Source organism: Microvirga aerilata (assembly GCF_016743775.1).
Taxonomy (GTDB): Bacteria; Pseudomonadota; Alphaproteobacteria; order Rhizobiales; family Beijerinckiaceae; genus Microvirga; species Microvirga aerilata.
Map to the genome: position 1 here is coordinate 85,361 of NZ_JAEQMY010000009.1, position 23,161 is coordinate 108,521.

Below are 23,161 nucleotides of genomic sequence, written 5' to 3' on the forward strand. Positions count from 1 at the left end.
TCAGGAGATCCCCATGTTTCAAAGCGCTGAATTCTGGGTTGGCGTCGCCTTCGTCATTTTCTGGGGCCTGATGTTCTACCTCGGCGTTCCCGGGAAGGTTTTCAACCAGCTCGATTCCCGCGGCAAGCGCATCAGCGACGAGCTCGCCGAGGCCAAGCGCCTGCGCCAGGACGCCGAACGGCTCCTCAAGGAGTACGAGGCCAAGCGCGCCGCTGCCGAGCGCGAGGCCGCTGACATCGTCTCCTCCGCCCGCGACGAGGCCGAGCGCCTGGCCCGCGATGCGCAGGAGAAGATGACCGACTTCATCACCCGCCGCACCGCCTCCGCCGAGGCGAAGATCGCCCAGGCCGAGGCTCAGGCTTCCGCTGAGGTGCGCGCCGCTGCGGTCGATGCCGCCATCAGGGCATCCGAGCGCGTCCTGCGCGACGAGATCACCGGCCCCACGGCCGCCTCCCTCGTCACCGCAAGCCTCAACGACGTGCGCACGAAGCTGCAGTAAGGGCTGCCCGCACCGGACACGATTTACAAAGGCCGCCTTTCGAGGCGGCCTTTTTGCTGGAGGCTTCCATGCTGCTGATTTTCGATTGCGACGGAGTTCTGGTGGATTCCGAGGGCTTGAGCTGCCAGCTCGATGCGGAACTGCTGACCGAGTTCGATGTGCCCTACACGGCCGAAGACGTTGCCCGCGAGTTCATCGGCGTCAGCCTCAAGGACCAGGTCGCCCGCATCGAAGGAAAGCACGGCATCAGGCTGCCTGCGGATTTCAGCGAGAGGCTGAACCGCCGGCTCTTCGCCCGGTTCGAGACCGACCTTGAGCCGATTGAAGGCGTCCGGGAGGCGATACTCGCCCTCCCCGTCCCCCGCTGCGTCGCCTCCTCCTCCGTGCCGGAGCGGATTGCCCTGTCGCTTCGCGTGACAGGGCTGTCGGACCTGTTCGACCACATCTTCAGCGCAACACAGGTTCCCCGTGGCAAACCGGCCCCCGACCTGTTCCTTCACGCGGCAGCGCAGATGGGTGCGGTTGCCCAGGAGTGCGTGGTGGTCGAGGACTCCACCGCCGGTGTTCAGGCAGCCGTTGCGGCAGGGATGCAGGTCATCGGCTTTACTGGCGGCGGGCATTGCGGGCCGGAGCATGGTGACAAGCTGCGTGCAGCCGGCGCATCCGTGGTCATCGACCATATGACGGATCTGCCGAAAACCGTTCGGGCCTTCACCCATTCCGCGAGCTGAAGCGGTGGAGATAACCGCCCATGCATAAGGTTTTCGTCTTCGGCACCCTCAAACGCGGTTTTTCCCAACCACGACGAGGGCATGGCTGGCCTCACCTGTCTCGGTTTTTACCGCACCGTTCAAGCCTATCCCTTGGTCATCGGGGGCCGGTGGTTCTCGCTGGTGATGTTGCCGGAGCCCGGAACTGGGCATCGCGTGACAGGAGAACTCTACGAAGCTGATGACGCGGCACTCACGCGCCTCGACCTCATCGAATCCGTTCACCTGCCGACCGGCTACCATCGCGAAAGGATTAAGGTCGTATCCCTGGACGGCGGGTTGCCCGTGAACGCCTGGGTTTACTTCAAGGATCGGGCACGGGTCGAATGCACACACTCCGCCTATCTGACCGCGTACGATGACGATCGGTACATCCATAGATCCAAGCGGCCCGCCGCCTGAGCACGCGAAGAAAAAGGCCGCCCAATGGGCGGCCTTTTCATATGTGGATGTCTTGAAAGGTTTACTCCGCGGCCTCTGCCACAGGCGCAGGCGGGGTCCACTTGAGCACCGGGTTGCGGGCGGCACGGGTCTCGTCGAGGCGGCGGCGCGGGGCGTGGTAGGGAGCGCCGGTGAAGCGCTCCTTGTCGCCCTTCTTGGCCGACATGGCGAGATCCCGCAGGGTCGCGACGAAGAGGTCCAGCGACGCCTTCGATTCGGACTCCGTGGGCTCGATCAGCATGGCCCCATGCACCACCAGGGGGAAGTACATGGTCATCGGGTGGTAACCCTCGTCGATCATGGCCTTGGCCACATCGAGAGTAGTCACGCCCGTGTCCTTGAGCCAGGCGTCGTCGAACAGCACCTCGTGCATGCACGGCTTGTCGCCGAAGGGCAGCGACATCAGGTCGGCGAGGCCCGCGCGGATGTAGTTGGCGTTGAGCACCGCATCTTCGGAGGCCTGCTTCATGCCGTCCGAACCATGGGAGAGCATGAAGGACAGGGCACGCACATACATGCCCATCTGGCCATGGAAGGCGGTCATGCGGCCGAACGGAGCAGCGGAGCCGCCGGCCTCATCGTTATGCTCCACCAGCTCGAACTCGCCATCCTTCACCCGCACGAACGGCACCGGCGCGAAGGGCGCGAGGCGTTCGGAGAGCACCACCGGACCGGAGCCCGGGCCGCCGCCGCCATGGGGCGTCGAGAAGGTCTTGTGCAGGTTGATGTGCATGGCGTCGACGCCGAGATCGCCGGGCTTCGCCTTGCCCACAATGGCGTTGAAGTTGGCCCCGTCGCAGTAGAAATAGGCGCCTGCATCGTGGATCGCCTTCGCGATCTCCGCCACTTGCGGCTCGAAGAGCCCGCAGGTGTTGGGGTTCGTGAGCATGATCGCGGCCACGTCGGGCCCGAGGCGCTCCTTCACGTCCTCCACATGAACCCAGCCGTCCTCGCGGGCCGGCACCGGCTTCACCTTGAAGCCGATGAGGGCTGCTGTCGCCGGGTTCGTGCCGTGCGCGGAGTCGGGCACCAGCACCACGTTGCGAGTCGCGCCCTCGCCCCTGGCCTCGATAGCCGCCTTGATCGCCATCATGCCGCAGAGCTCGCCATGGGCGCCAGCCTTGGGCGAGAGCGCCACGGCGGTCATGTTGGTGAGCGTGACCAGATAGCGCCCGAGCTCGTTCATGAGCTCCAGCGCGCCCTGCACGGTCGAGACCGGCTGCAGGGGATGCACGTCCGAGAAGCCCGGCAGGCGCGCCACGCGCTCGTTGAGGCGCGCATTGTGCTTCATGGTGCAGGAGCCGAGCGGAAAGAGACCCGTGTCGATGCCGTAGTTCTGCTGGGACAGGCGCACATAGTGGCGCATGGTCTCGGGCTCGGACAGCCCCGGCAGGCCGATCGGCTCCCGGCGCTCCAGCCCGCCGAGGCGCGGCTGGAAATCCTCCGGCTCGTCGATGTCGACGCCGGTGGTGTCGTAGCGGCCGATCTCGAAGAGCAGCGGCTCGATCTGCGCCAGCGCCTTGTTGCCGGTGAAGGTCGGATGGTTGCCTCCGGCAGAACCGGTAGCGCGGCTGGCGTCGCCCTGCAGGCGAGCGGCCTCGTCGCCCATCCCGGCGGCCGGATCGGACACGCCATGAGCCTGAGGAGCGGAGGGACGTCCCTGGCGGTTCAACATCACAGAACCTCCTTCAAGGCGGCGCATAAGGCCGCGCGGTCATCATCGGTGTTCACTTCGGTGGAGGCCACCAGCAGCAGGTTGTCGAGGCCGGCACCGGGCAGAAGGCGCGACACGGGCACGCCCGCAAGTACGCTCTTCTCGGCAAGACGCTCCACCACTTCGGCCGCAGGCTTTGCGAGCTTCACGGTGAATTCGTTGAAGAAGGTCTTGTTGAGCACTTCGACGCCGTTCACGCTGGCCAACCGGTCGGCCAGCTTCACCGCATTCGCATGGTTGACGCGGGCAAGGCGCGTGAGCCCCGCCTCGCCGAGCAGCGTCATGTGGATGGTGAAGGCCAGCGCGCAGAGGCCCGAATTGGTGCAGATGTTCGAGGTCGCCTTGTCGCGGCGGATATGCTGCTCGCGGGTCGAGAGCGTCAGCACGAAGCCGCGGCTGCCGTCAGCGTCCACGGTCTCGCCGCAGAGGCGGCCCGGCATCTGGCGGATGAACTTGGTCTGCGTGGCGAAGAGGCCCACATAGGGTCCGCCGAAGTTCAGCGCATTGCCGATGGACTGCCCCTCGCCCACCACGATGTCGGCGCCCTGGCTTCCGGGGGAGGCCACGAGGCCGAGCGACACCGCTTCCGTGAAGACGGCGATGAGCAGCGCGCCGTGCTGGTGCGCCTTCTCGGCGATGGGCTTCAGGTCACGCACGTTGCCGAACACGTCCGGCGACTGCACGACCACGCAAGAGGTGCTGTCGTCGATCTGGGACAGGATGTCCTCGGTCGCGCCGACATCCGGCTGCATGGACACCACATCGTCGCTCGACATCTCGGAGAGAGTCCGAACCAGATCCGCGTAATGCGGGTGCAGGCCGCCCGAGAGCACTGCTTTTCGGCGCTTGGTGACGCGGTGGGCCATGAGCACCGCCTCGCCCGTACCGGTGGAGCCGTCATACATGGAGGCGTTCGCCACCTCCATGCCGGTGAGCGCGGCTACCTGAGTCTGGAATTCGAAGAGGTACTGCAGCGTGCCTTGAGCGATCTCCGGCTGGTACGGCGTGTAGCTCGTCAGGAACTCGGAGCGCTGGATCAGGTGATCGACGGTCGCGGGCACATGGTGCTTGTAGGCGCCGGCGCCCACGAAGAACGGCACGGACGAGGCCGCGACGTTCTTCGCCGACATGCGGGAGAGGATGCGCTCCACCTCCAGCTCGCCCTTGCGGCGCGGCAGATCCACCGGTTCCTTCAGGAGCAGGTTTTTCGGCACGTCGGCGAAAAGCTCGTCAACCGTGTTGACGCCGATCCGCGCGAGCATTTCGCGGCGGTCGGTATCGGAGAGTGGCAAATAGCGCATCGGCAATGAACCTTGAAGTTTAGTGCGAGGGAATGCCCGCCACGACAATTTCCGTGATCACGGAATTGGCGATGAAGCACTCCTGGTGTGCAAGATGATGCAGATCGGCGATCTGCTCAGGCGTCGGCATTTTGTCGCCCGAAAACTCGATAACGGGATCCAAGGTCACCTTGGACACATAGAGCTTGCCCTTCTCGTTCGGCGTCATGATGCCCAGTGCCTGATCCACGTAGCTGTCGATGACGAAACGCTTCTTGGCCGCAATCGACAGGAAGGTCAGCATGTGACAGCTCGACACTGCTGCGACGAATGCCTCCTCCGGATCGACCGCATCCTCCCGCGAGAGGGGCAGCGGCACCACGGACGGGGACGCGGATGCCAGCACCTCGATCCCGCAGTCGAACGACCAGTGATGGCCGCGGCTGTAACGGTTGTCCGAGAATGTGGCGCCGTCACGGTTCCAGCGAACCGTCGCTCTGTATTCATGTGACATGATGGTTCCCCCCGTTTTTTTATGGTTAGCCGATCGATTTCAGGAATTCCTGATACTGGTCTTCGGTCATGAGATCGCCGAGCTCGCCCTCATCCTTCACGCGGATCTTCATGAACCAGCCGCGGCCCGAAGGATCCTCGTTGACGGCTCCGGGGGAGGCTTCGAGGTCGCTGTTGACCTCGACCACCTCGCCGGACACGGGCGCGTAGACTTCGCTTGCCGCCTTCACGCTTTCGACGACGGCTGCCTCATCGCCCTTCGACAGGCTTTTGCCGACGCTCGGCAGCTCCACGAACACCACGTCGCCAAGCTGGCCCTGGGCGTACTCGGAAATGCCGACGATGCCGGTGTCGCCTTCGATGCGGATGTATTCGTGATCCTTGGTGTAGCGCGTGGTCATGTTGGGTTCCTCTGGTCTTAGCGCTTGTAGCGATGGGGTGCGAACGGCATGGCGGCGACCTTGGCGGGCAGCGGCTTGCCGCGAACGATGAGGTGAAGGTCCGTGCCCACGGCGGACATGTCCCTGGACACGTAGCCCATGGCGACCGGGCCGTTGACGGTGGGGCCGAAGCCGCCGGAGGTCACGACGCCGACCTCCCGGCCGTCGGGCGTGGTGATGATGCTGCCCTCGCGGGCCGGAGCGCGACCCTCGGGCCTGATGCCGACACGAACGCGGGCGGCGCCCTCCTTGATCTCGCGCTGGACGCGCTCGGCCCCGGGGAAGCCTCCCTCCTCGCGGCGGCGCTTCTGGATCGACCAGATCAGGCCTGCCTCGATGGGAGACGTGGTGGTGTCGATATCGTGGCCGTAAAGGCAGAGGCCCGCCTCAAGCCGAAGCGAGTCGCGCGCGCCGAGGCCGATGGGCTTCACCTCCGGGTCGGCCAGCAGCCTGTTCCAGAGCTTCGCCGCATCTTCAGCCTGGCAGGAAATCTCGAAGCCGTCCTCGCCCGTGTAGCCTGAGCGGGAGACATGGCACCGGATCCCGTCGACCTGCACGCCGGCGGACATCATGAAGGGAAGATCGGCGGTCTCCGGCGCAAGCCCGGCGAGCACGGCGGCGGCGGATGGCCCCTGAAGGGCCATGAGCGCCAAGCCGTCCTTGCGGTTCAGGCTGACCCCTTGAGGCAAATGCGCCTGGATATGGGCGTAATCGGCGTCCTTCATGGAGGCGTTCACCACCAGATAGAGCCAGCCCTCATGCCCCGGAGCGCCTACGCGGGTGACCATGAGGTCGTCGAGGATGCCGCCATCCTGGGCGAGGAGCTGCGAATAGCGCTGCTGGTTCGGCTTGAGGTTCAAGACGTCGGCGGGAATCAGCGCTTCGAGCGCCCTCGCCACGGTCTCGTGGCTCTTGTCCTCGGCCACCAAGAAGGCTTGGCCCATATGCGAGACGTCGAACAGGCCCGCATGCTCGCGGGTCCAGTTGTGCTCGGTCAGGATGCCGGCAGGATACTGCACCGGCATGCTGTAGCCGGCGAAGGGCACCATGCGGGCGCCCGAGCGCACATGCTCGTCATGCAGCGGGGTTTGCAGAAGCGGCTCGTCGCTGTGGGCAGGCTCGGCCATCGGTTTCCCTCAAAGGTGCGCGTTCCATCGAGCCTTGCGGCCCGCTGCTTGCGCCCCCTCTGTCCCGAGACCTGAGAGATTTCCCTTGATCGCTTTCGCGAAAGGTTACGCCCGTCGGTGGACGGCGCTTATGAAGCGTCGTCGCTTTCCAGAGTGCCAGCTCCCGCGCGGTCCTTTGGCCTGAGCGTTTCCGGGGCGGTTGCGCCTTCGGCGCCGGGCTCTTACGCCCGGTCTCTTCCGCGGGGATCATCGGCTGGTTTAGCTCTGAAGAGGAAATGCGGTCCTGTCAACAAAGCAGGGCAGCCCTGTTCACCCTTTAATTGACGGCGCGCCCGGGAGGCTCCATCTTAGGGGCCATCTGTCACAGAAGGGGAGAAGCGCGGCCTGATCCGGTCAGCAGCTCCATGCATCGTTGCTCGAACTGATCATCGCTCTCGCTCTCGTCGCCCTGAACGGCGTCTTTGCCCTCTCCGAACTTGCCATCGTTTCCGCCCGCCGCCCACGCCTCAAGGCGCTGGCCGAGCAGGGCCGCCGGGGAGCCAACACGGCCCTGACCCTCATGGAGGATTCGGGGCGGTTCCTGTCCACGGTCCAGATCGGCATCACCCTCGTGGGCATTCTGGCGGGCGCCTTCTCGGGCGCGGCCCTCGGCCACAGGCTGACCGAGATCTTCCTGGCCCAGGGCATGCCCGAGGGCGCGGCCGAGCCCCTGGGCTACGGCCTCGTGATCGGCATCATCACCTACCTGTCCATCGTCATCGGCGAGCTCGTGCCCAAGCAGCTGGCCCTGCGCCATCCGGAAGGCATCGCCTGCGCCATGGCCCCCGCGATGCTGATCGTCTCGAAGGTCGCGGCTCCGGCCGTCTGGCTTCTGAATGCCTCTACGGGCCTGATCTTCAGCCTGTTCGGCAAGGGCTCCGACGGGGAGACGACGGTCACCGAAGAGGAGATCAAGATGCTCGTCGGCGAGGCCGAGAGCGCGGGCGTGATCGAGGAGGAGGAGCGCCGCATGATCTCCGGCGTGCTGCGCCTGGGCGACCGGACGGTGCGCGGCCTCATGACGCCGCGCACGGACGTGGACTGGATCGACCTGGACGACGACGAGGCGGCGATCCGCGAACTGCTCATCGAGACCCCGCACTCGCGGCTGCCGGTCAGCGAAGGAACGCCCGACAACGTGATCGGAGTCGTTCAATCCCGGGAGCTTCTGGCGGCGCTCCTGACCGGCCAGCCCCTGGACATCCGCAAGCACGTGCAGCAGGCCCCCGTCATTCCGGACACCCTCTATGCCCTGGACGCCCTGTCGACCCTACGCGACTCGGAGGTGCCGATGGCCCTCGTCCATGACGAGTATGGGCATTTCGAAGGGGTCGTGACCCCTGCGGACGCCCTGGAGGCGATCGTCGGCGCCTTCCGGTCGGACGGCGAGGCGCCCGACCCCGATGCGGTCCGGCGCGAGGACGGCTCATGGCTGCTCGCAGGCTCCATGCCGGTGGACGAGATGGCCGAGGTTCTGGGCGTCACGTTGCCTGACGCGCGCAGCTATCACACGGTGGGCGGCCTGGTGATCAGCGAACTCCAGCACCTTCCCAACACCGGCGAGCATGTGGACGCCCTCGGCTGGCGCTTCGAGGTCATCGACCTTGACGAGCGCCGCATCGACAAGGTTCTGGCCGCTCCCTTGAACCAGAGAGCGGGTGCCGCCGCCAACTATTGAGTGCTGGTGCGTCAGTAATGGGAGCATCGAACCGAGCCCAAAAGTGCATCACACTTCCGGGCTCGATGCTCTAGCCGCGCCGCCGGCCCGCCGCGGCGTTGCCGAGGCCGACCTGGATCACGAAATCGTTGGCATAGGCGGCCGGCACAACGATGCCCTCTTCCACCACGGACACCGTCGTCTGGGTTTCGCCGGCCGGGATGGCCGCGGCCACGCGCCGGGAGCGGTTCGCCAGAACGGTATCGCCGCGCTTGACGACAATCTGGATGGGCACGTCATAGCGGCCCGCCGATCCGCCACCGCCCAGGAGCGCCCGCGCCTCGACGCCCACCCGCACGAGGGTGGTGCCGTCCGGCTGGCCGACGCATTCCCGCGCCAGCTCTCCCAGGGCAACCTGACTGCGGATGGAGCCAGCCTCGCCTCCGCCGCGAACCTGGAGGGCGGCGCCTCCGTCGACGACGTCCACGGTCGGGCAGTAAACGTCACGACTTTCGGCCGATTGGGCCGGAGCCAGGGTGGCTCCCCCGGTGAGCAGCATGTCGCCCACGCCGAAGCCGCCCTCACCCGGCGCCCCGCAGCCCGTCAGGGCCGACAGGCCAAGCACCGCGACCGTCCATCCGGCCTTCCGGCCCCATCCGTCACTCATGAGAATCCCCCAACCTTCTTCATCTCTTATGGCAGGGCGTCGAACCCGGCCGCAAATCCGTTCAGGGACACGGGAATGCCGATCCCCTCCTCGGGCGTCTGGAAGACGATGAAGGTTGCCGCCTGCCCGGTCTTCATCTGCCCGATCAGGTTGTCCTCCATCACCACCTCAGCGACGCAGCCCGTGGCCAGGCAGCGGACGAAGCCCGCACGGCCGATATCCGTCTGGTCGATCTTGAGGCCCAGGCCCGAGGGCAACAGAATACCAAGAGGCGCGACCACGCGCAGGAGGCGGCTTTTGCCATCGGCGGTTTTCAACACAATAATGACGAGGGTGACGTTGGGACGATCTTCCGCAACGACATTCTGAACGAGGGCGCATTGCTCGGCCGTCGCTCCGGCCGGGGTCTCGCAGCGCATCTGCCACTCGCCGAAGGTGTTCTTGACCATGCCCTGGGCGCTGGCCTCATCCATGCCGGACAGGACTGAGAGCCCCAAGAATACTGCCGCGCCAAAGCGAACCCAGCGGGATGCGCCCATCGGTCTCTCCATTCCTGAACCCCTTTTTCAGGGGAGCGGCCTGCCGCCGCTTCGATCCATCTTTGGCCCGTTGGGACCATGCCAGGGGGCGCGATGTCAAGCGAGAGAGGCCGATTGGCGCCCGGAAACGCCTTTTGGCGGTTATGACGCATAAATTGCGACGTCAGCACCGTTGCGCTTCATCGCATCCTGTGGTCTTTGACGCAGATCAAAGGTGATGGCGCAAGCCGGGCGCCGCTATTGGCTCGCCCGCGCCCTCCCCGATGCTTCCATGGCCTCAAGGCCATCACATCTTTAGGAGCTTTGGAACGCCGATGCGGATCGAGACTGGACGTCGATCGGTGACCGCCCTCTCCACGGCAGCGGTCACACTTGTATTGGGCATAAGTGAGGCGTTTGCCGCCGCCGGCCGGCCCTCCCCCTGGGAAACCGGCATGCAGGAAATGGTGACCGAGTTGGGACAGAACGTGTCCAACTTCCACACCTACCTGGTTTGGCTGATCACCGTAATCTGCGTCTTCGTGCTGGCCCTGCTTCTTGTGATCGTTTTCCGTTTCAACGAGAACAAGAACCCGGTTCCCTCGAAGACCACCCACAACTCGCTGCTCGAGGTTGCCTGGACCATCATTCCGGTTCTGATCCTCGTGGCCATCGCCATTCCGTCCTTCCGGCTCCTGCGCCAGCAGCTCGTGCCGCCGCAGGCCGACCTGGTGGTGAAGGTGACCGGTTATTCCTGGTACTGGGGCTACGAGTACCCGGCGGATCAGGGCGGCGGCTTCAAGTTCGACTCGAACATGATCGCCGACGCCAAGGACCTGAAGCCCGACCAGCCGCGCCTGCTGGGCGCCGACAACGCGATGGTCGTGCCGGTGGGCAAGGTGGTTCGCGTTCAGGTCACCTCGGCCGACGTGATGCACTCCTTCACGGTGCCGTCCTTCTACTTCAAGGTCGACGCCATTCCCGGACGCCTGAACGAAGTCTGGTTCAAGGCCGAGAAGGAAGGCGTCTATTTCGGCCAGTGCTCGGAACTCTGCGGCAACGGCCATCCTTACATGCCCATCGAAGTCCGCGTCGTGAGCGAGCAGCAATATGCCGCTTGGCTGACCGAGGCGAAGCAGCGTTATGCTTCCACGGACGGCTCGGCCCCGGTCAAGTTCGCGACAGCTCAATAATCGGAAAAAAGGACCACAGAGGTCTATCATGGCACATGCAGCTGATGCCGCTCACGCGGATCACCACGATCATCTCCCGAGCTTCTGGCGCCGGTGGTTCTATTCCACGAACCACAAGGACATCGGCTCGCTCTACCTCATCTTCGGCTTCACGGCCGGCATCATCGGCGGCCTGCTCTCCATCGGCATGCGCCTGGAACTCCAGGAACCGGGGCTCCAGTACTTCTCCAACCCGCAGGCCTACAACGTCTTCGTGACCGGCCACGGCCTCATCATGGTGTTCTTCATGGTGATGCCCACCCTGATCGGCGGCTTCGGCAACTGGTTCATCCCGATCATGATCGGCGCGCCCGACATGGCCTTCCCGCGGATGAACAACATCTCGTTCTGGCTCACCGTCTCGGCCTTCGCCCTGATGCTCTGCTCGCTCTTCGTCGAGGGCGCTCCGGGCTCGCTCGGCTTCGGCGGCGGCTGGACCGTCTACCCGCCGCTCTCGACGGTCGGACACCCGGGACCCGCGCTCGATTTCGGCATCCTGGCCCTGCACCTTGCCGGCGCGGCCTCGATCCTGGGCGCGATCAACTTCATCACCACGATCCTCAACATGCGCGCTCCGGGCATGACGCTGCACAAGATGCCGCTGTTTGCCTGGGCCATGCTGGTGACCGCGTTCCTGCTGCTCCTGTCGCTGCCGGTTCTGGCAGGCGCGATCACGATGCTGCTGACCGACCGTAATTTCGGCACCACCTTCTTCGACCCGTCGGGCGGTGGCGATCCGGTCCTCTACCAGCACCTGTTCTGGTTCTTCGGACACCCCGAAGTGTACATCATGATCCTGCCGGCCTTCGGCATCGTCAGCCACATCATCTCCACCTTCTCCAAGAAGCCGATCTTCGGCTATCTCGGCATGGCCTACGCCATGGTGGCGATCGGCGTGGTCGGCTTCGTCGTGTGGGCGCACCACATGTACACCGTCGGCCTCTCGCTCCAGACCCAGGCCTATTTCGTGTTCGCCACCATGGTGATCGCGGTGCCCACGGGCGTGAAGATCTTCTCGTGGATCGCCACCATGTGGGGCGGCTCCATCCGCTTCACGGCGGCCATGCAGTGGTCGGTCGGCTTCGTGTTCCTGTTCACGGTCGGCGGCGTCACCGGCGTGGTTCTGGCGAACGCTCCCGTCGATCGCTACATGCACGACACCTACTACGTGGTGGCTCACTTCCACTACGTGCTGTCCCTCGGCGCCGTCTTCGTGATCTTCGCGGGCATGTACTACTGGTTCCCGAAGATCACGGGCTACATCATGCCCGAATGGATCGGAAAGCTGCATTTCTGGGTCGCCTTCATCGGCTCCAACGTGCTGTTCTTCCCGATGCACTTCCTCGGCCTGTCCGGCATGCCGCGCCGCTATGCGGACTACCCGGATGCGTTCGCGGGCTGGAACATGGTGTCCTCCATCGGTGGCTACGTGTTCTTCGCCGGCCTGTTCATCTTCATGTTCGGCGTGGTCTACGCCTTCATCCGCAAGGAGCGGGCTGCGGACAATCCGTGGGGCGAAGGGGCAACGACCCTGGAGTGGACGCTGTCGTCTCCGCCTCCGTTCCACCAGTTCGAGACCCTGCCCCGCGTGGTGGACACCGGACACTAACAATCCGAGCTGGGCGGCCCTGGCGCCGCCCGCTCCTCCCCAGAGGGCTTGGGCTCGGCCTAAGCCCTGCGGCGAGGAGCCGACAATCCGGAGGCCTTTCGGGCCTCGTCCCGGCATTTCGGAAGATCACCTGTGATGAGCACCATGTCGAACAGTTTGGCCGATAACCATACCGAGAGCTTTGCCACGGCAGGCCTCTCCCAAGGGGACGTGTCCGACTTCTTCGCCCTCCTGAAGCCCCGCGTGATGTTTCTGGTCGTGTTCACGGCGCTCGTGGGCATGGTCGTCAGCCACCCCAACGTGCATCCCGTGGTGGCCTTCGTGTCGCTCCTGATGATCGCGGTCGGCGGCGGCGCCTCGGGCTGCCTGAACATGTGGTGGGACGCAGACATCGACGCGGTCATGACCCGCACGGCCAAGCGCCCGATCCCGGCAGGCAAGATCGAGCCCGGCGAGGCGCTCGCTTTCGGCGTGACGCTCTCGGCCGGCTCGGTGATCATTCTCGGCCTCGTGAGCAACTGGCTTGCCGCAGGCCTGCTGGCCTTCACCATCTTCTTCTACGTCATCGTCTACTCCATGTGGCTGAAGCGCTCGACGCCGCAGAACATCGTCATCGGCGGCGCGGCCGGCGCCCTCCCCCCGGTGGTTGCGCAGGCGGCCGTCACCGGCCACGTGGCCTGGGACAGCATCGTTCTCTTCGCCATCATCTTCATGTGGACGCCGCCCCATTTCTGGGCGCTCGCCCTCGTGAAATCCGGCGACTACCAGCGCGCGGGCATCCCCATGATGCCGAACGTGGCGGGCCCCGACTCCACCCGCACCCAGATCCTGGTCTATACGGTGCTGCTGGCGCCCTTGGGGCTTGCCCCCGTTGCCCTCGGCTTCGGCGGACTGGCCTATGCGGTCATCGCGGTGATCGGCGGCCTCGGGATGCTGGCCCTGGCCCTCCAGGTCTATCGCCTGCGGCAGGGCGAGCCCGCCATGAAGGTGGCCCAGCAGCTGTTCGCCTTCTCGATCCTGTATCTCTTCCTGCTGTTCGCCACCCTTCTGGCAGAACACGGCCTCGGCTTCTTCCGTCCGGTCTTCGGGTGATCGGATGGCGGATCCCAAAGCCCCCCTTCGCCTGACGTCCGAGGAACAGAAGCGCCGCCGCAAGCGTTCGCTTGCCCTGGCGCTCACTCTCGGCGTCCTCGTTCTCCTGTTCTACGTTGTCACGATCGCAAAGCTTGGACCCGACGTCCTGCAGCGCCCCATGTGAGGCTGGATATGGCTGAGACCCCTGACACCCAACGCAAGATCCGCGGCACGGTCCTGGCCTGCGTCGGCGTCGTCGCGGGCATGGTCGGTCTCGCCTACGCGTCCGTGCCCCTCTACGACCTCCTCTGCAAGGTGACGGGCTTCGGCGGAACGCCCATCGCGCGCAGCGAGAACGCATCGGAAGTGGTCAACCGGACGATCTCCGTCCGCTTCGACTCCAATGTGGCGCCGGGCCTCAACTGGCGCTTCTCGCCGGAGACCCCGGAGGTCAAGGTCAAGCTCGGCGAAACCACCACGGTCCTGTACAAGGTCACGAACCTTGGGGATAAGCCGAGCACGGGCATCGCCACCTACAACGTGCAGCCCGACCTTGCGGGCACGTACTTCTCGAAGCTCGAATGCTTCTGCTTCACCGAGCAGACCCTGCAGGCCGGCGAAACCCTGGAATCGGCCGTCGTCTTCTACGTGGATCCCCGCCTCGTGCAGGATGCCGACGTGAAGGACCTGGACACCATCACCCTCTCCTACACCTACTTCCCCTCCAAGGCGGGAAAGCCGGTGGCGGAGGCGACATCTTCAACCAAGACCATTGCTCAATAAGACACGTGACAAGCTGGACAGAAACGTCTTAAAGCGAGTTCACATTCGAGGCACGGAGACGATACGAAATGGCCGAGGCCCACGCCAAGAACCACGACTACCACATCCTTGAACCGAGCCCGTGGCCGCTCATCGGCGCGGTCAGCGCCTTCCTGCTGGCCTCCGGGTTCGTGACCTGGTGGAAGGACATCATGATCGCCGGGATGGATCTCGGCCCCTTCATCTTCGGTGCCGGCATCATCGGCGTCCTCTACACGATGCTCGCCTGGTGGAGCGACGTGGTGCGCGAGGCCAATACCGGCTCGCATACCCGCGTGGTCCAGCTTCACCACCGCTACGGCATGATCATGTTCATCGCCTCCGAGGTGATGTTCTTCGCGGCCTGGTTCTGGGCCTATTTCGATGCCGCGCTCTATGCCGGCGACCCGCAGCTCTACTCGCGCATCGAGTCGCTCGGCGGCGTCTGGCCCCCCAAGGGCATCGAGACCTTCGACCCCTGGCACCTGCCGCTCCTCAACACCCTGATCCTGCTCACCTCCGGCACCACGGTCACCTGGGCGCACCACGCGCTTCTGGAGAACGACCGTAAGGGCCTCAAGGCGGGCCTGTGGCTCACGGTGATCCTGGGCATCATCTTCAGCTTCGTGCAGGCCTACGAGTACAGCCATGCGGCCTTCGGGTTCAGCGGCAACATCTACGGCGCCACCTTCTTCATGGCGACGGGCTTCCACGGCGCCCACGTGATCATCGGCACGATCTTCCTGGCCATCTGCCTGCTGCGCGTCTATCGCGGCGACTTCACGCCCCAGCAGCATCTCGGGTTCGAGTTCGCCGCCTGGTACTGGCACTTCGTCGACGTGGTGTGGCTCTTCCTCTTCGCCGCCATCTATGTATGGGGCTACGGCGGAAGCGGAGCCGGGCACTAAGCCCGCCCAGCAGCAGCAAACCGGCAAGGGCGGCTTTCACGGCCGCCCTTCGCTTTTGGGCCTCCTGCCACCATTTGTGCAGGAACCCGTTGACCGGCAGCCCTTTTGGAGAAACGCCGTGGCACAGGATCCTTCCGCCCCCTCACCCATTCCCGTCGGCTTGAAAGGGCTATGCCCCCGCTGCGGCAAGGGGCACCTGTTCAAGGGCTATCTGAAGGTTCGGCCGAAATGCGATGTCTGCGGCCTCGATCTTGCCTTCGCCGACACGGGCGACGGCCCCGCCTTCTTCGTCATGTCCATCGTGGGCATCGTGGTGGTGGCTCTCGCCCTCTGGGCGGAGTTCGCCTATGAACCGCCGATCTGGGTCCACCTTGTCATGTGGTCCGCCTTGAGCGTCATCCTGAGCCTCGTGCTCGTGCGGCCCCTGAAAGGCGTTCTGGTGGCCCTCCAATACCACCACAAGGCCGAGGAAGGGCGCTTCGAGAAGTGACAGCCGTCAGCTCGTACAAAGGGCGCTCCCTTGTTCTTCCGGGACTTGTAGCGCTCGCGGCCCTCGCTGTCCTGATCGGGCTGGGCACCTGGCAGCTCCAGCGCAAGGCCTGGAAGGAAGATCTGATCTCCCGGATCGCGGCCCGCGCCTATGGCGAGCCGGGCTCCATCGTGCCGGAAGAGCAATGGGCCACCTGGCGCGCCGATCAGGACGAGTTCCGGAAGGTCCGGGTCACCGGCACCTTTCTTCATTCCTTTGAGGCTCCAGTCTATGGCTTGGCCGCCGGCGAACGGCAGGGCGCGCCGATCCAGGGCTTCTACCTGATCACCCCCCTGCGGCTCGCCACAGGTGCGGTCGTGATGATCAACCGGGGCTTCATACCAACCGACCTGCGCGACCCTCGCCGTCGCCCCGAGAGCCTGCCCGCGGGAGAAGTCACGGTCACCGGCCTCGTGCGTGCGCCCGAGGCGCGCAATTCCTTCACGCCAGCCGACAACCCCGCCCGCAATCAGTGGTTTGCCCGCGACCCTCAGGCCATCGCCGCAGCCCACAATCTCGAGCGCGTCGCGCCCTTTCTGATCGACGCGGGTGCAAGCCCCAACCCGGGCGGGTGGCCCCGTGGCGGGCAGACCCTGCTCACCCTGCCGAACAACCACCTGCAATATGCGCTTACCTGGTTCGGTATCGCCCTCACGCTGATCGGCGTTTTCAGCGCCTTCGCATGGCAAAGGCTGAAACGGCCGGCGTCAGGCGAGTAGGTGAAGGAAAGCTTGCAAGAGGGGTTTGGCACTCTGCTGAGATACTGTACCATCCCTTCCATGTTTACGCTGCTCACGACCGTAACCCATCTCACCATGCGCCTTGCAGGGCGCACGGGAGAGGCTTTGCGCGTCTAAAAGCGTCAAGCATTTTCTGGAAAAGCCCTGCGGAGACGAGCAGGGCTTTCAAGGCTCCGTTCGCCTCCGTTTTCACAAGGAGAGCGACATGGACGCACAAGAAGCATCATATTCCATCGACACCGCAAATGCCGAAGACATCGTCATCCGGGCGGCGCGACCTGGAGACTGCGAGGGCATCGCGGCCCTGGGCAACATGCCCGGCTATCGCTGGGGCACCCTGCGGCTCCCCTACCAGTCGCCCGAGGCGACCCGGAAATGGCTTGAGGGCATCAATCCGGCCAACAACGTCAACCTCGTGGTCGAGAAGGACGGCCGGATCATCGGCAGCGGCGGCTTCGAGCGCCTTCAGGGCCGCCGCGCCCACGTCGCCTGTCTGGGCATGGGCCTGCACGACGACTTCCATGGACAAGGCATCGGCTCCCGGCTGCTGCGCGAGCTGATCATGATCGCCGACGACTGGCTGAACCTGAAGCGCATCGAGCTCACCGTCTATGTGGACAACGCTCCGGCCATCGCGCTCTACAAGCGCAACGGCTTCGAAATCGAGGGCACCCACCGGGAATTCGCCTTCCGGGGTGGCGCCTTCGTCGATGCTTATGCGATGGCGCGGATAAAACCATGATGTCTGCGACCGGATGCGGCTTGCCGTGTCCGGTCCATGACCATAATGTCCGCCCGAATTTCCAGGAGATTGAACGTGCTCCACGTCTCGACCCGGGGAGAAGCCCCCGCGCTCGGTTTCGCCGATGCCCTGCTGACCGGCCTTGCCCGTGACGGCGGCCTCTACATGCCGGAACGCTGGCCGACCCTGAGCGCCGCTACGATCCAGGGCTTTGCCGGACAACCCTACGCGGAAGTCGCCAAGGCCGTGCTCGGCCCGCTGATTGACGGCGACATCCCGGAAGCCGCCCTTTCGCGCATGATCGACGAGTCCTACGCCTCGTTCCGCCATGCCGCCGTCTGCCCGCTGACCCAGCTCGGCGACAACCTGTTCGTGCTCGAGCTTTTCCACGGCCCCACGCTCGCCTTCAAGGACGTAGCGATGCAGCTGCTCGGCCGGCTCATGGACCATGTGCTGAAAGCCCGCGGGGCCCGTGCCACCATCGTGGGCGCCACCTCGGGCGACACGGGCAGCGCGGCGGTCGAGGCCTTCAAGGGGCTTGATCAGGTCGACATCTTCATCCTCTACCCCCACGGCCGCGTCTCGGACGTGCAGCGCCGCCAGATGACCGCGGTCGCCTCCCCCAACGTTCACGCCCTTGCGGTGGAGGGCACCTTCGACGATTGCCAGACCATGGTGAAGGGCATGTTCAACCATGCCCGCTTCCGCGACGAGCTGCAGCTCTCAGGGGTAAACTCCATCAACTGGGCCCGCGTCGCGGCCCAGGCCGTCTACTACTTCACCGCCGCCGTGGCGCTCGGCGGCCCTCGCCGGCCGGTCTCCTTCGCGGTGCCTACCGGCAATTTCGGCGACATCCTGGCCGGCTGGGTCGCCAAGCGCATGGGCCTTCCGGTCGAGCGGCTGATGATCGGCACCAACGCCAACGATATTTTGGCCCGGACCTTGGGTTCCGGTTCCTATGAGCTCAAGGGCGTGCAGCCCACCACCTCGCCCTCCATGGACATCCAGATCTCGTCGAACTTCGAGCGCCTGCTGTTCGAGGCCTATGATCGCGACGGCGAAACGATCCGCCGCCTCATGGGAAGCCTCAGCCAGTCCCGCGCCTTCATGATCGACGCAGATCCCCTTTCCCGCATCCGCCAGGAGTTCTCGGCCGAGGCCGTGAACGAGGCCCAGGTGATCGATGAGATGGCCGAGACCTATCGCCAAACCGGCTACGTGCTCGACCCGCACAGCGCCATCGCCACCCGCGCCGGCCGCACCCTGCTGAAGGATGATCCGCAGACCCCGGTCGTGGCTCTGTCCACCGCGCATCCGGCCAAGTTCCCCGACGCGGTCGAGCGCGCCACCGGAACGCGCCCCGCACTTCCGCCGCACATGGCGGATCTGATGGAGCGCCGGGAGAGCTTCACGGTGCTCCCCAACGAGCAGGCCGCGGTCGAGCGCTTCATCCGCGAGCGCGCGCGGGCCGTCAAAGGCGTTGCCGCATGAACCAGCATTTCGTCCGCGAGAAGCGGATCGACATCACCACCCTGTCCAACGGCCTGATGGTGGCCACCGAGCGCATGCCGGAGATCGCCACCGCGACACTTGGCGTCTGGGTCGGCACCGGCTCGCGCCACGAAGAGCCGCATGAGCATGGCCTGTCCCACCTCATCGAGCACATGGCCTTCAAGGGCACGGCGCGGCGCTCCGCCCGCCAGATCGCCGAGGACATCGAGAATGTGGGCGGCGACATCAATGCCGCCACCAGCGTCGAATACACGAGCTACACGGCCCGCGTTCTCGGCGAGAACGTGGACGTCGCCCTCGACGTGCTCGGCGACATCCTCATCAACTCCGCCTTCGACGCGGGCGAGCTTGCCCGCGAGAAGGGCGTGATCCTGCAGGAATACGCCGCCGTCGAGGACACGCCCGACGACCTCATCTACGACGCCTTCATGGAAACCGCTTTCGCGGGCCAGGCCGTTGGCCGGCCGATCCTGGGCACCCCGGACACCATCAAGAGCTTCGACGAGGCGACGATCCGTGCCTTCCTGGCGCGGGAATACACCCCCGGCAAGATGGTGCTGGCGGCCGCCGGCGACGTGGACCATGCCCGGATCGTCGACATCGCCGAACGGCTCTTCGGCGCGATGCCGGCCGTCGAGGCGCGGCAGCCGGAGCCCGGACGCTACACCGGCGGAGAGAGGCGGATTTCCCGCAAGCTGGAACAGGCCAACCTGGTTCTCGGACTGCCGGGCCTGTCGTTCAAGGATCCCGGCTACTACGGCGCCCACCTCTTTGCCCATATGCTCGGCGGCGGATTGACCTCGCGCCTCTGGCACGAGGTGCGCGAGACCCGTGGCCTTGCCTACTCCATCGACTCCTTCCACTGGCCCTTCTCGGATTGCGGCCTCTTTGGCATCGGCGCCGGCACCGGAGCCTCGGATGTGCGCGAGCTGATGGACGTGACGCTCGCCTGCATGGCGCAGGCCACGCAGGACATCAGCGAGGTCGAGCTGGTCCGCGCCAAGGCGCAGATGAAGGTCGCGCTCCTCACGGCCTTGGAGACGCCGGGCGGCCGCATCGAGCGCGTCGCCCGCCAGCTCCTGTCCTGGGGGCGCGTGGTGGAGAGCGAGGAGATCGTCCGCAAGGTCGATGCGCTCGAGGTGGAGCATGTGCGCGAGGCGGGGCGCGTCCTGCTCCAGGGCGCGCCGACCCTGGCGGCAATCGGCCCCATCAAGGGCTTGCCCTCTCTCGATATCATTGCGTCAGGACTGCGCGGCTGAATTTTTCGGCCGCGCCTGCCTTTGGGTCAAGGCCGATTCTCCTCAATCCCGCCGCAAACGCGCCCCATGGGCGCGTGGTAACAATAACCAACGAGTCCTGCGGACAAGTGGGGAGCCCCCTCGGCTCCACCTTGCCCTCAAGGCTCCTGACCGGTACCAATCCTGTTCCATTGTCTTAGTACCGGACGAAAGACCGAAGCATTGCGGATCGTATCTTTCGCCATAACCCTTCTGTTGGCGACATTCCTGGGGCTTGCCTGGCCGTCAAGCGGCTGGGCCGTGGAGTCCGTGCGCGTCGACCCCAAGATGAAGGCCATCGACCTCACCCCGGCCATCGAGCACAACCGCTCGGAGGGCGACGAGATCCGCATCTCGACGGCGCCGGGACGCGACGGCATCGTTCGCCGCATCGCCGTGAAGGCGCGCGAGATGGGCACGCGGCCGGACTGGATCGTCTTCGCGCTCACCAACGATACCGACGAGCAGGTAGACCGGCTTCTGGTCGCCCCGCATTTCCGCCTCACGGGCTCAGGCGTCCTCTGGCCGGATCTCGGCGCAACCCGCATCGCGGCCATCACGGCAAGCCAGGGCATCCGGCCGGACCGTGACGACAGCGAGGATGCGGACATCTTCCTCATCACCCTCGATCCCGGCACGACCGTGACCTTCGTGGCGGAGCTGCGCTCCGACAACCTTCCCCAGCTGCACCTGTGGGATGCGGATGCCTACAAGGACCGCGTCAACGGACTGACCCTCTACAAGGGCATCATCATCGGCATCGCCGGACTGCTGGCCCTGTTCCTCACCATCGTGTTCGTGGTGAAGGGCGCCCTGATCTTCCCGGCCGCGGCGGCGCTCGCCTGGGCGGTGCTGGCCTATGCCTGCATCGATTTCGGCTTCTTCCAACGCATCTTCCCCATCACCGAGGCAACGGAGCAGATCTATCGGGCCGGTGCGGAGGCGGTGCTCGCCGCAACGCTGCTCGTCTTCCTTTTCGCCTATCTCAACCTCAACCGCTGGCACGTGCGCTACAGCCATGTGACGGCCTTCTGGCTCCTGTTCCTGGGAGCCCTGGTGGCGCTCGCCATCGTCGATCCGCCGGTGGCGTCGGGCGTGGCGCGCATGTCCATCGCGGCCGTTGCCGGCATCGGCTTCGTGCTGGTGATCCATCTGGCGACCCATGGCTACGACCGCGCCGTGATGCTCGTGCCCACCTGGCTTCTGCTGGTCGCCTGGGTGGCGGCTGCAGGCTTTACGGTGGTCGGGCAGCTCCCATCGGATCTCGTGCCCCCTGCCCTCGTCGGCGGCCTCGTCCTGGTGGTGATGCTCATCGGCTTCACGGTGATGCAGCATGCCTTCGCCGGCGGCTCTTTCGCGCGGGGCTTCGTGAACGACACGGAGCGCCGGGCGCTGGCGCTCACGGGCGCAGGCGACATCGTGTTCGACTGGGACGTGGTCTCCGACAACATCTTCGTGAGCCCCGAGGTCGAGCATCAGCTCGGGCTCAAGCGCGGCTCGCTCGAGGGCCCGGCCTCCGCCTGGCTCGACCTGATCCACCCCTTCGACAAGGATCGCTACCGGCTTGCGCTGGACGCGGTCATCGAGCACCGCCGGGGCCGGCTCGCCCAAGATTTCCGTCTCCGGTCGTCATCCGGCGCGCACAACTGGTTCCGCCTCAAGGCCCGCCCGGTGATCGGCTCCGACGGCGAGGTGATCCGCATCGTCGGCACCCTGGCCGACGTCATGGACAGCAAGACCGCCGAGGAGCGCCTGCTGCACGACGCGGTGCATGACAACCTGACCAGCCTGCCGAACCGGCAGCTGTTCTATGACAGGCTGGAAGCGGCGCTCACCTATGCGAGCCAGGACGATGCCCTGCGTCCGACCGTTCTGGTGGTCGACATCGACAAGCTCAAGGAGACGAACGCGCTTGCCGGCCACGCGGCAGGCGACTCGGTCCTGCTCACCCTATCCCGCCGCTTGAGCCGCCTGCTGAAGCCCCAGGACACCCTGGCGCGCATCTCGGGCGACGAATTCGCGATCATCCTGCTCTCCGAGCGGGAAACGGACCGCATCATCGGCTTTGCCGACATGGTCCGGCGCGTGGTCACCACGCCGTTCACCTACGCCGAGCGGGAGATCTTCCTGACCGCCTCCATCGGCATCGCCCTGCACGATCCGCAGATTGCGGCCCGGCGCGAGGAGGTGCTGCGGAACGCCGAGATCGCCATGGCCCATGCCAGGCGCCATGGCGGCGACCGGATCGAGGTCTTCCGCCCCACCATGCGCTCGGACCGCAGCGACCACTTCACCATGGAAACCGACCTGCGCCACGCCCTCGACCGGGGCGAGATGAAGGTGCTGTTCAAGCCGATCGTGCGCCTGGAAGACAGGACCATCGCGGGCTTCGAGTCGATGCTGCGCTGGGACCATCCCCGGCTCGGCCGCGTCGGGCCGGAGGACTTCATGTCGATTGCCGAGGAGACGGGCCTCATCATCAAGCTGAGCGTCTTCCTCCTGGAGCAGACGGGACGGGAGCTCGCGGCCTGGCAGAACGCGCTCGAGGTCGATCCGCCGATCTTCGCCAGCGTCAACATGTCGAGCCACCACCTCCTGCGGCACGACCTCCTGCAGGACGTGAAGACGGTGATCGCCCGCTCGGGCGTCATTCCGGGCTCCCTCAAGATCGAGATGACCGAAAGCCTCGTGATGGAGAACCCGGAATATTCGGCCCAGATGCTCGCGCGCCTGCGGGATCTGGGAGCCGGCTTGTCGCTGGACGATTTCGGAACGGGCTATTCCGCCCTCTCCTACCTGCAGCGGTTCCCCTTCGACACGATCAAGGTGGACGAGTCCTTCGTCCGCCTGATGGCAGCCGGAAAGCCGGTCATCCTGCGCTCCATCGTCAAGATGGCCCATGAGCTCGGCATGCAGATCGTCGCCGAAGGCGCTGAAAGCGAATCCGAGGCCATCGAGCTCTATCAGCTCGGATGCGAGTATGCGCAGGGGCCTGTTTTCGGTGAGCCGATGTCGACGCTTCAGGCCCGCCAACTCGTGGGCGCGGCCCCCGCGGCGGCGTGAGACTTCAAT

23 protein-coding genes and 1 riboswitch are annotated in these 23,161 nt (G+C 65.4%); of the genes, 16 read left to right on the forward strand and 7 right to left on the reverse strand.

Annotated features, from left to right (window positions below; genetic code table 11):
• Positions 1-13 precede the first annotated feature (13 nt).
• The 3 genes from JKG68_RS08525 (at position 14) to JKG68_RS08535 (ending at position 1,671) form a co-directional block, all read left to right on the forward strand.
• A complete protein-coding gene (locus JKG68_RS08525) occupies positions 14-499 on the forward strand; it encodes a F0F1 ATP synthase subunit B family protein (RefSeq protein ID WP_202058092.1) in 486 nt (161 codons plus the stop codon).
• 68 nt (positions 500-567) lie between these two features.
• Positions 568-1,230, forward strand: coding sequence for an HAD family hydrolase (locus JKG68_RS08530; protein ID WP_202058094.1), 663 nt, complete (start codon positions 568-570; stop codon positions 1,228-1,230).
• 24 nt (positions 1,231-1,254) lie between these two features.
• The gene (locus tag JKG68_RS08535) at positions 1,255-1,671 is read left to right on the forward strand and encodes a gamma-glutamylcyclotransferase family protein (RefSeq protein ID WP_312890764.1); all 417 of its coding nucleotides are present in this window, start codon (positions 1,255-1,257) and stop codon (positions 1,669-1,671) included.
• Positions 1,672-1,732: 61 nt separating this feature from the next.
• On the opposite strand, the gene gcvPB is transcribed toward JKG68_RS08535, so the two are convergent.
• From gcvPB to gcvT, 5 genes are read right to left on the reverse strand one after another with little or no spacing between them, the layout of a single operon-like run.
• Positions 1,733-3,385, reverse strand: coding sequence for an aminomethyl-transferring glycine dehydrogenase subunit GcvPB (gene gcvPB / locus JKG68_RS08540; protein ID WP_246515226.1), 1,653 nt, complete (start codon positions 3,383-3,385; stop codon positions 1,733-1,735).
• Positions 3,385-4,725 (reverse strand): aminomethyl-transferring glycine dehydrogenase subunit GcvPA, encoded by a 1,341-nt coding sequence (gene gcvPA / locus JKG68_RS08545; RefSeq protein ID WP_202058098.1) that lies wholly within the window; start codon positions 4,723-4,725, stop codon positions 3,385-3,387. Before gcvPA ends, gcvPB begins: the two co-directional genes overlap by 1 nt.
• Before the next feature lie 19 nt (positions 4,726-4,744).
• A complete protein-coding gene (locus tag JKG68_RS08550) occupies positions 4,745-5,218 on the reverse strand; it encodes an OsmC family protein (RefSeq protein ID WP_202058100.1) in 474 nt (157 codons plus the stop codon).
• A gap of 25 nt (positions 5,219-5,243) precedes the next feature.
• Positions 5,244-5,618 (reverse strand): glycine cleavage system protein GcvH, encoded by a 375-nt coding sequence (gene gcvH / locus JKG68_RS08555; protein ID WP_202058102.1) that lies wholly within the window; start codon positions 5,616-5,618, stop codon positions 5,244-5,246.
• A 17-nt stretch (positions 5,619-5,635) separates the two neighbouring features.
• A complete protein-coding gene (gcvT, locus tag JKG68_RS08560) occupies positions 5,636-6,784 on the reverse strand; it encodes a glycine cleavage system aminomethyltransferase GcvT (protein ID WP_202058104.1) in 1,149 nt (382 codons plus the stop codon).
• Positions 6,785-6,942: 158 nt separating this feature from the next.
• Positions 6,943-7,034, reverse strand: a riboswitch (glycine riboswitch).
• A gap of 162 nt (positions 7,035-7,196) precedes the next feature.
• Between gcvT and JKG68_RS08565 the strand changes: the two genes are divergently transcribed.
• Positions 7,197-8,501 carry a hemolysin family protein gene (locus JKG68_RS08565; protein ID WP_202058111.1) on the forward strand — a complete coding sequence of 435 codons (1,305 nt, stop codon included), beginning with the start codon at positions 7,197-7,199 and terminating at the stop codon, positions 8,499-8,501.
• A gap of 70 nt (positions 8,502-8,571) precedes the next feature.
• Here JKG68_RS08565 and JKG68_RS08570 read toward each other — a convergent pair whose 3' ends face one another.
• A complete protein-coding gene (locus JKG68_RS08570; RefSeq protein WP_202058112.1) occupies positions 8,572-9,147 on the reverse strand; it encodes a hypothetical protein in 576 nt (191 codons plus the stop codon).
• A gap of 26 nt (positions 9,148-9,173) precedes the next feature.
• Complete coding sequence (locus JKG68_RS08575; RefSeq protein WP_202058122.1) at positions 9,174-9,686, reverse strand: invasion associated locus B family protein; 513 nt, start codon at positions 9,684-9,686, stop codon at positions 9,174-9,176.
• A 314-nt stretch (positions 9,687-10,000) separates the two neighbouring features.
• Between JKG68_RS08575 and coxB the strand changes: the two genes are divergently transcribed.
• From coxB to JKG68_RS08635, 12 genes are all read left to right on the forward strand, one after another.
• Positions 10,001-10,858 carry a cytochrome c oxidase subunit II gene (coxB, locus tag JKG68_RS08580; protein ID WP_202058129.1) on the forward strand — a complete coding sequence of 286 codons (858 nt, stop codon included), beginning with the start codon at positions 10,001-10,003 and terminating at the stop codon, positions 10,856-10,858.
• Positions 10,859-10,886: 28 nt separating this feature from the next.
• Positions 10,887-12,506 (forward strand): cytochrome c oxidase subunit I, encoded by a 1,620-nt coding sequence (gene ctaD / locus JKG68_RS08585; RefSeq protein WP_202058131.1) that lies wholly within the window; start codon positions 10,887-10,889, stop codon positions 12,504-12,506.
• A 135-nt stretch (positions 12,507-12,641) separates the two neighbouring features.
• Entirely contained in the window at positions 12,642-13,598 is a 957-nt protein-coding gene (locus JKG68_RS08590) for a heme o synthase (RefSeq protein WP_202058133.1), read from the forward strand.
• Between the two features lie 4 nt (positions 13,599-13,602).
• The gene (locus JKG68_RS08595) at positions 13,603-13,764 is read left to right on the forward strand and encodes a cytochrome c oxidase system small membrane protein (RefSeq protein ID WP_202058136.1); all 162 of its coding nucleotides are present in this window, start codon (positions 13,603-13,605) and stop codon (positions 13,762-13,764) included.
• An 8-nt stretch (positions 13,765-13,772) separates the two neighbouring features.
• Positions 13,773-14,363: a cytochrome c oxidase assembly protein gene (locus JKG68_RS08600; protein WP_202058138.1), complete on the forward strand. Its 591-nt coding sequence runs from the start codon at positions 13,773-13,775 to the stop codon at positions 14,361-14,363.
• Positions 14,364-14,431: 68 nt separating this feature from the next.
• Positions 14,432-15,289 carry a cytochrome c oxidase subunit 3 gene (locus JKG68_RS08605; protein ID WP_202058140.1) on the forward strand — a complete coding sequence of 286 codons (858 nt, stop codon included), beginning with the start codon at positions 14,432-14,434 and terminating at the stop codon, positions 15,287-15,289.
• A 118-nt stretch (positions 15,290-15,407) separates the two neighbouring features.
• Positions 15,408-15,779, forward strand: a complete 372-nt coding sequence (locus JKG68_RS33315; protein ID WP_312890758.1) for a DUF983 domain-containing protein — start codon at positions 15,408-15,410, stop codon at positions 15,777-15,779.
• Positions 15,776-16,537 (forward strand): SURF1 family protein, encoded by a 762-nt coding sequence (locus JKG68_RS08615; RefSeq protein ID WP_202058144.1) that lies wholly within the window; start codon positions 15,776-15,778, stop codon positions 16,535-16,537. Before JKG68_RS33315 ends, JKG68_RS08615 begins: the two co-directional genes overlap by 4 nt.
• A gap of 226 nt (positions 16,538-16,763) precedes the next feature.
• Complete coding sequence (locus JKG68_RS08620; protein WP_202058151.1) at positions 16,764-17,300, forward strand: GNAT family N-acetyltransferase; 537 nt, start codon at positions 16,764-16,766, stop codon at positions 17,298-17,300.
• Between the two features lie 75 nt (positions 17,301-17,375).
• On the forward strand, positions 17,376-18,791 hold the full coding sequence (gene thrC / locus JKG68_RS08625; RefSeq protein WP_202058157.1) for a threonine synthase: 1,416 nt from the start codon (positions 17,376-17,378) through the stop codon (positions 18,789-18,791).
• Positions 18,788-20,071 (forward strand): M16 family metallopeptidase, encoded by a 1,284-nt coding sequence (locus tag JKG68_RS08630; protein ID WP_202058159.1) that lies wholly within the window; start codon positions 18,788-18,790, stop codon positions 20,069-20,071. Before thrC ends, JKG68_RS08630 begins: the two co-directional genes overlap by 4 nt.
• 201 nt (positions 20,072-20,272) lie before the next feature.
• The gene (locus JKG68_RS08635) at positions 20,273-23,152 is read left to right on the forward strand and encodes an EAL domain-containing protein (protein WP_202058166.1); all 2,880 of its coding nucleotides are present in this window, start codon (positions 20,273-20,275) and stop codon (positions 23,150-23,152) included.
• Positions 23,153-23,161: the final 9 nt, after the last annotated feature.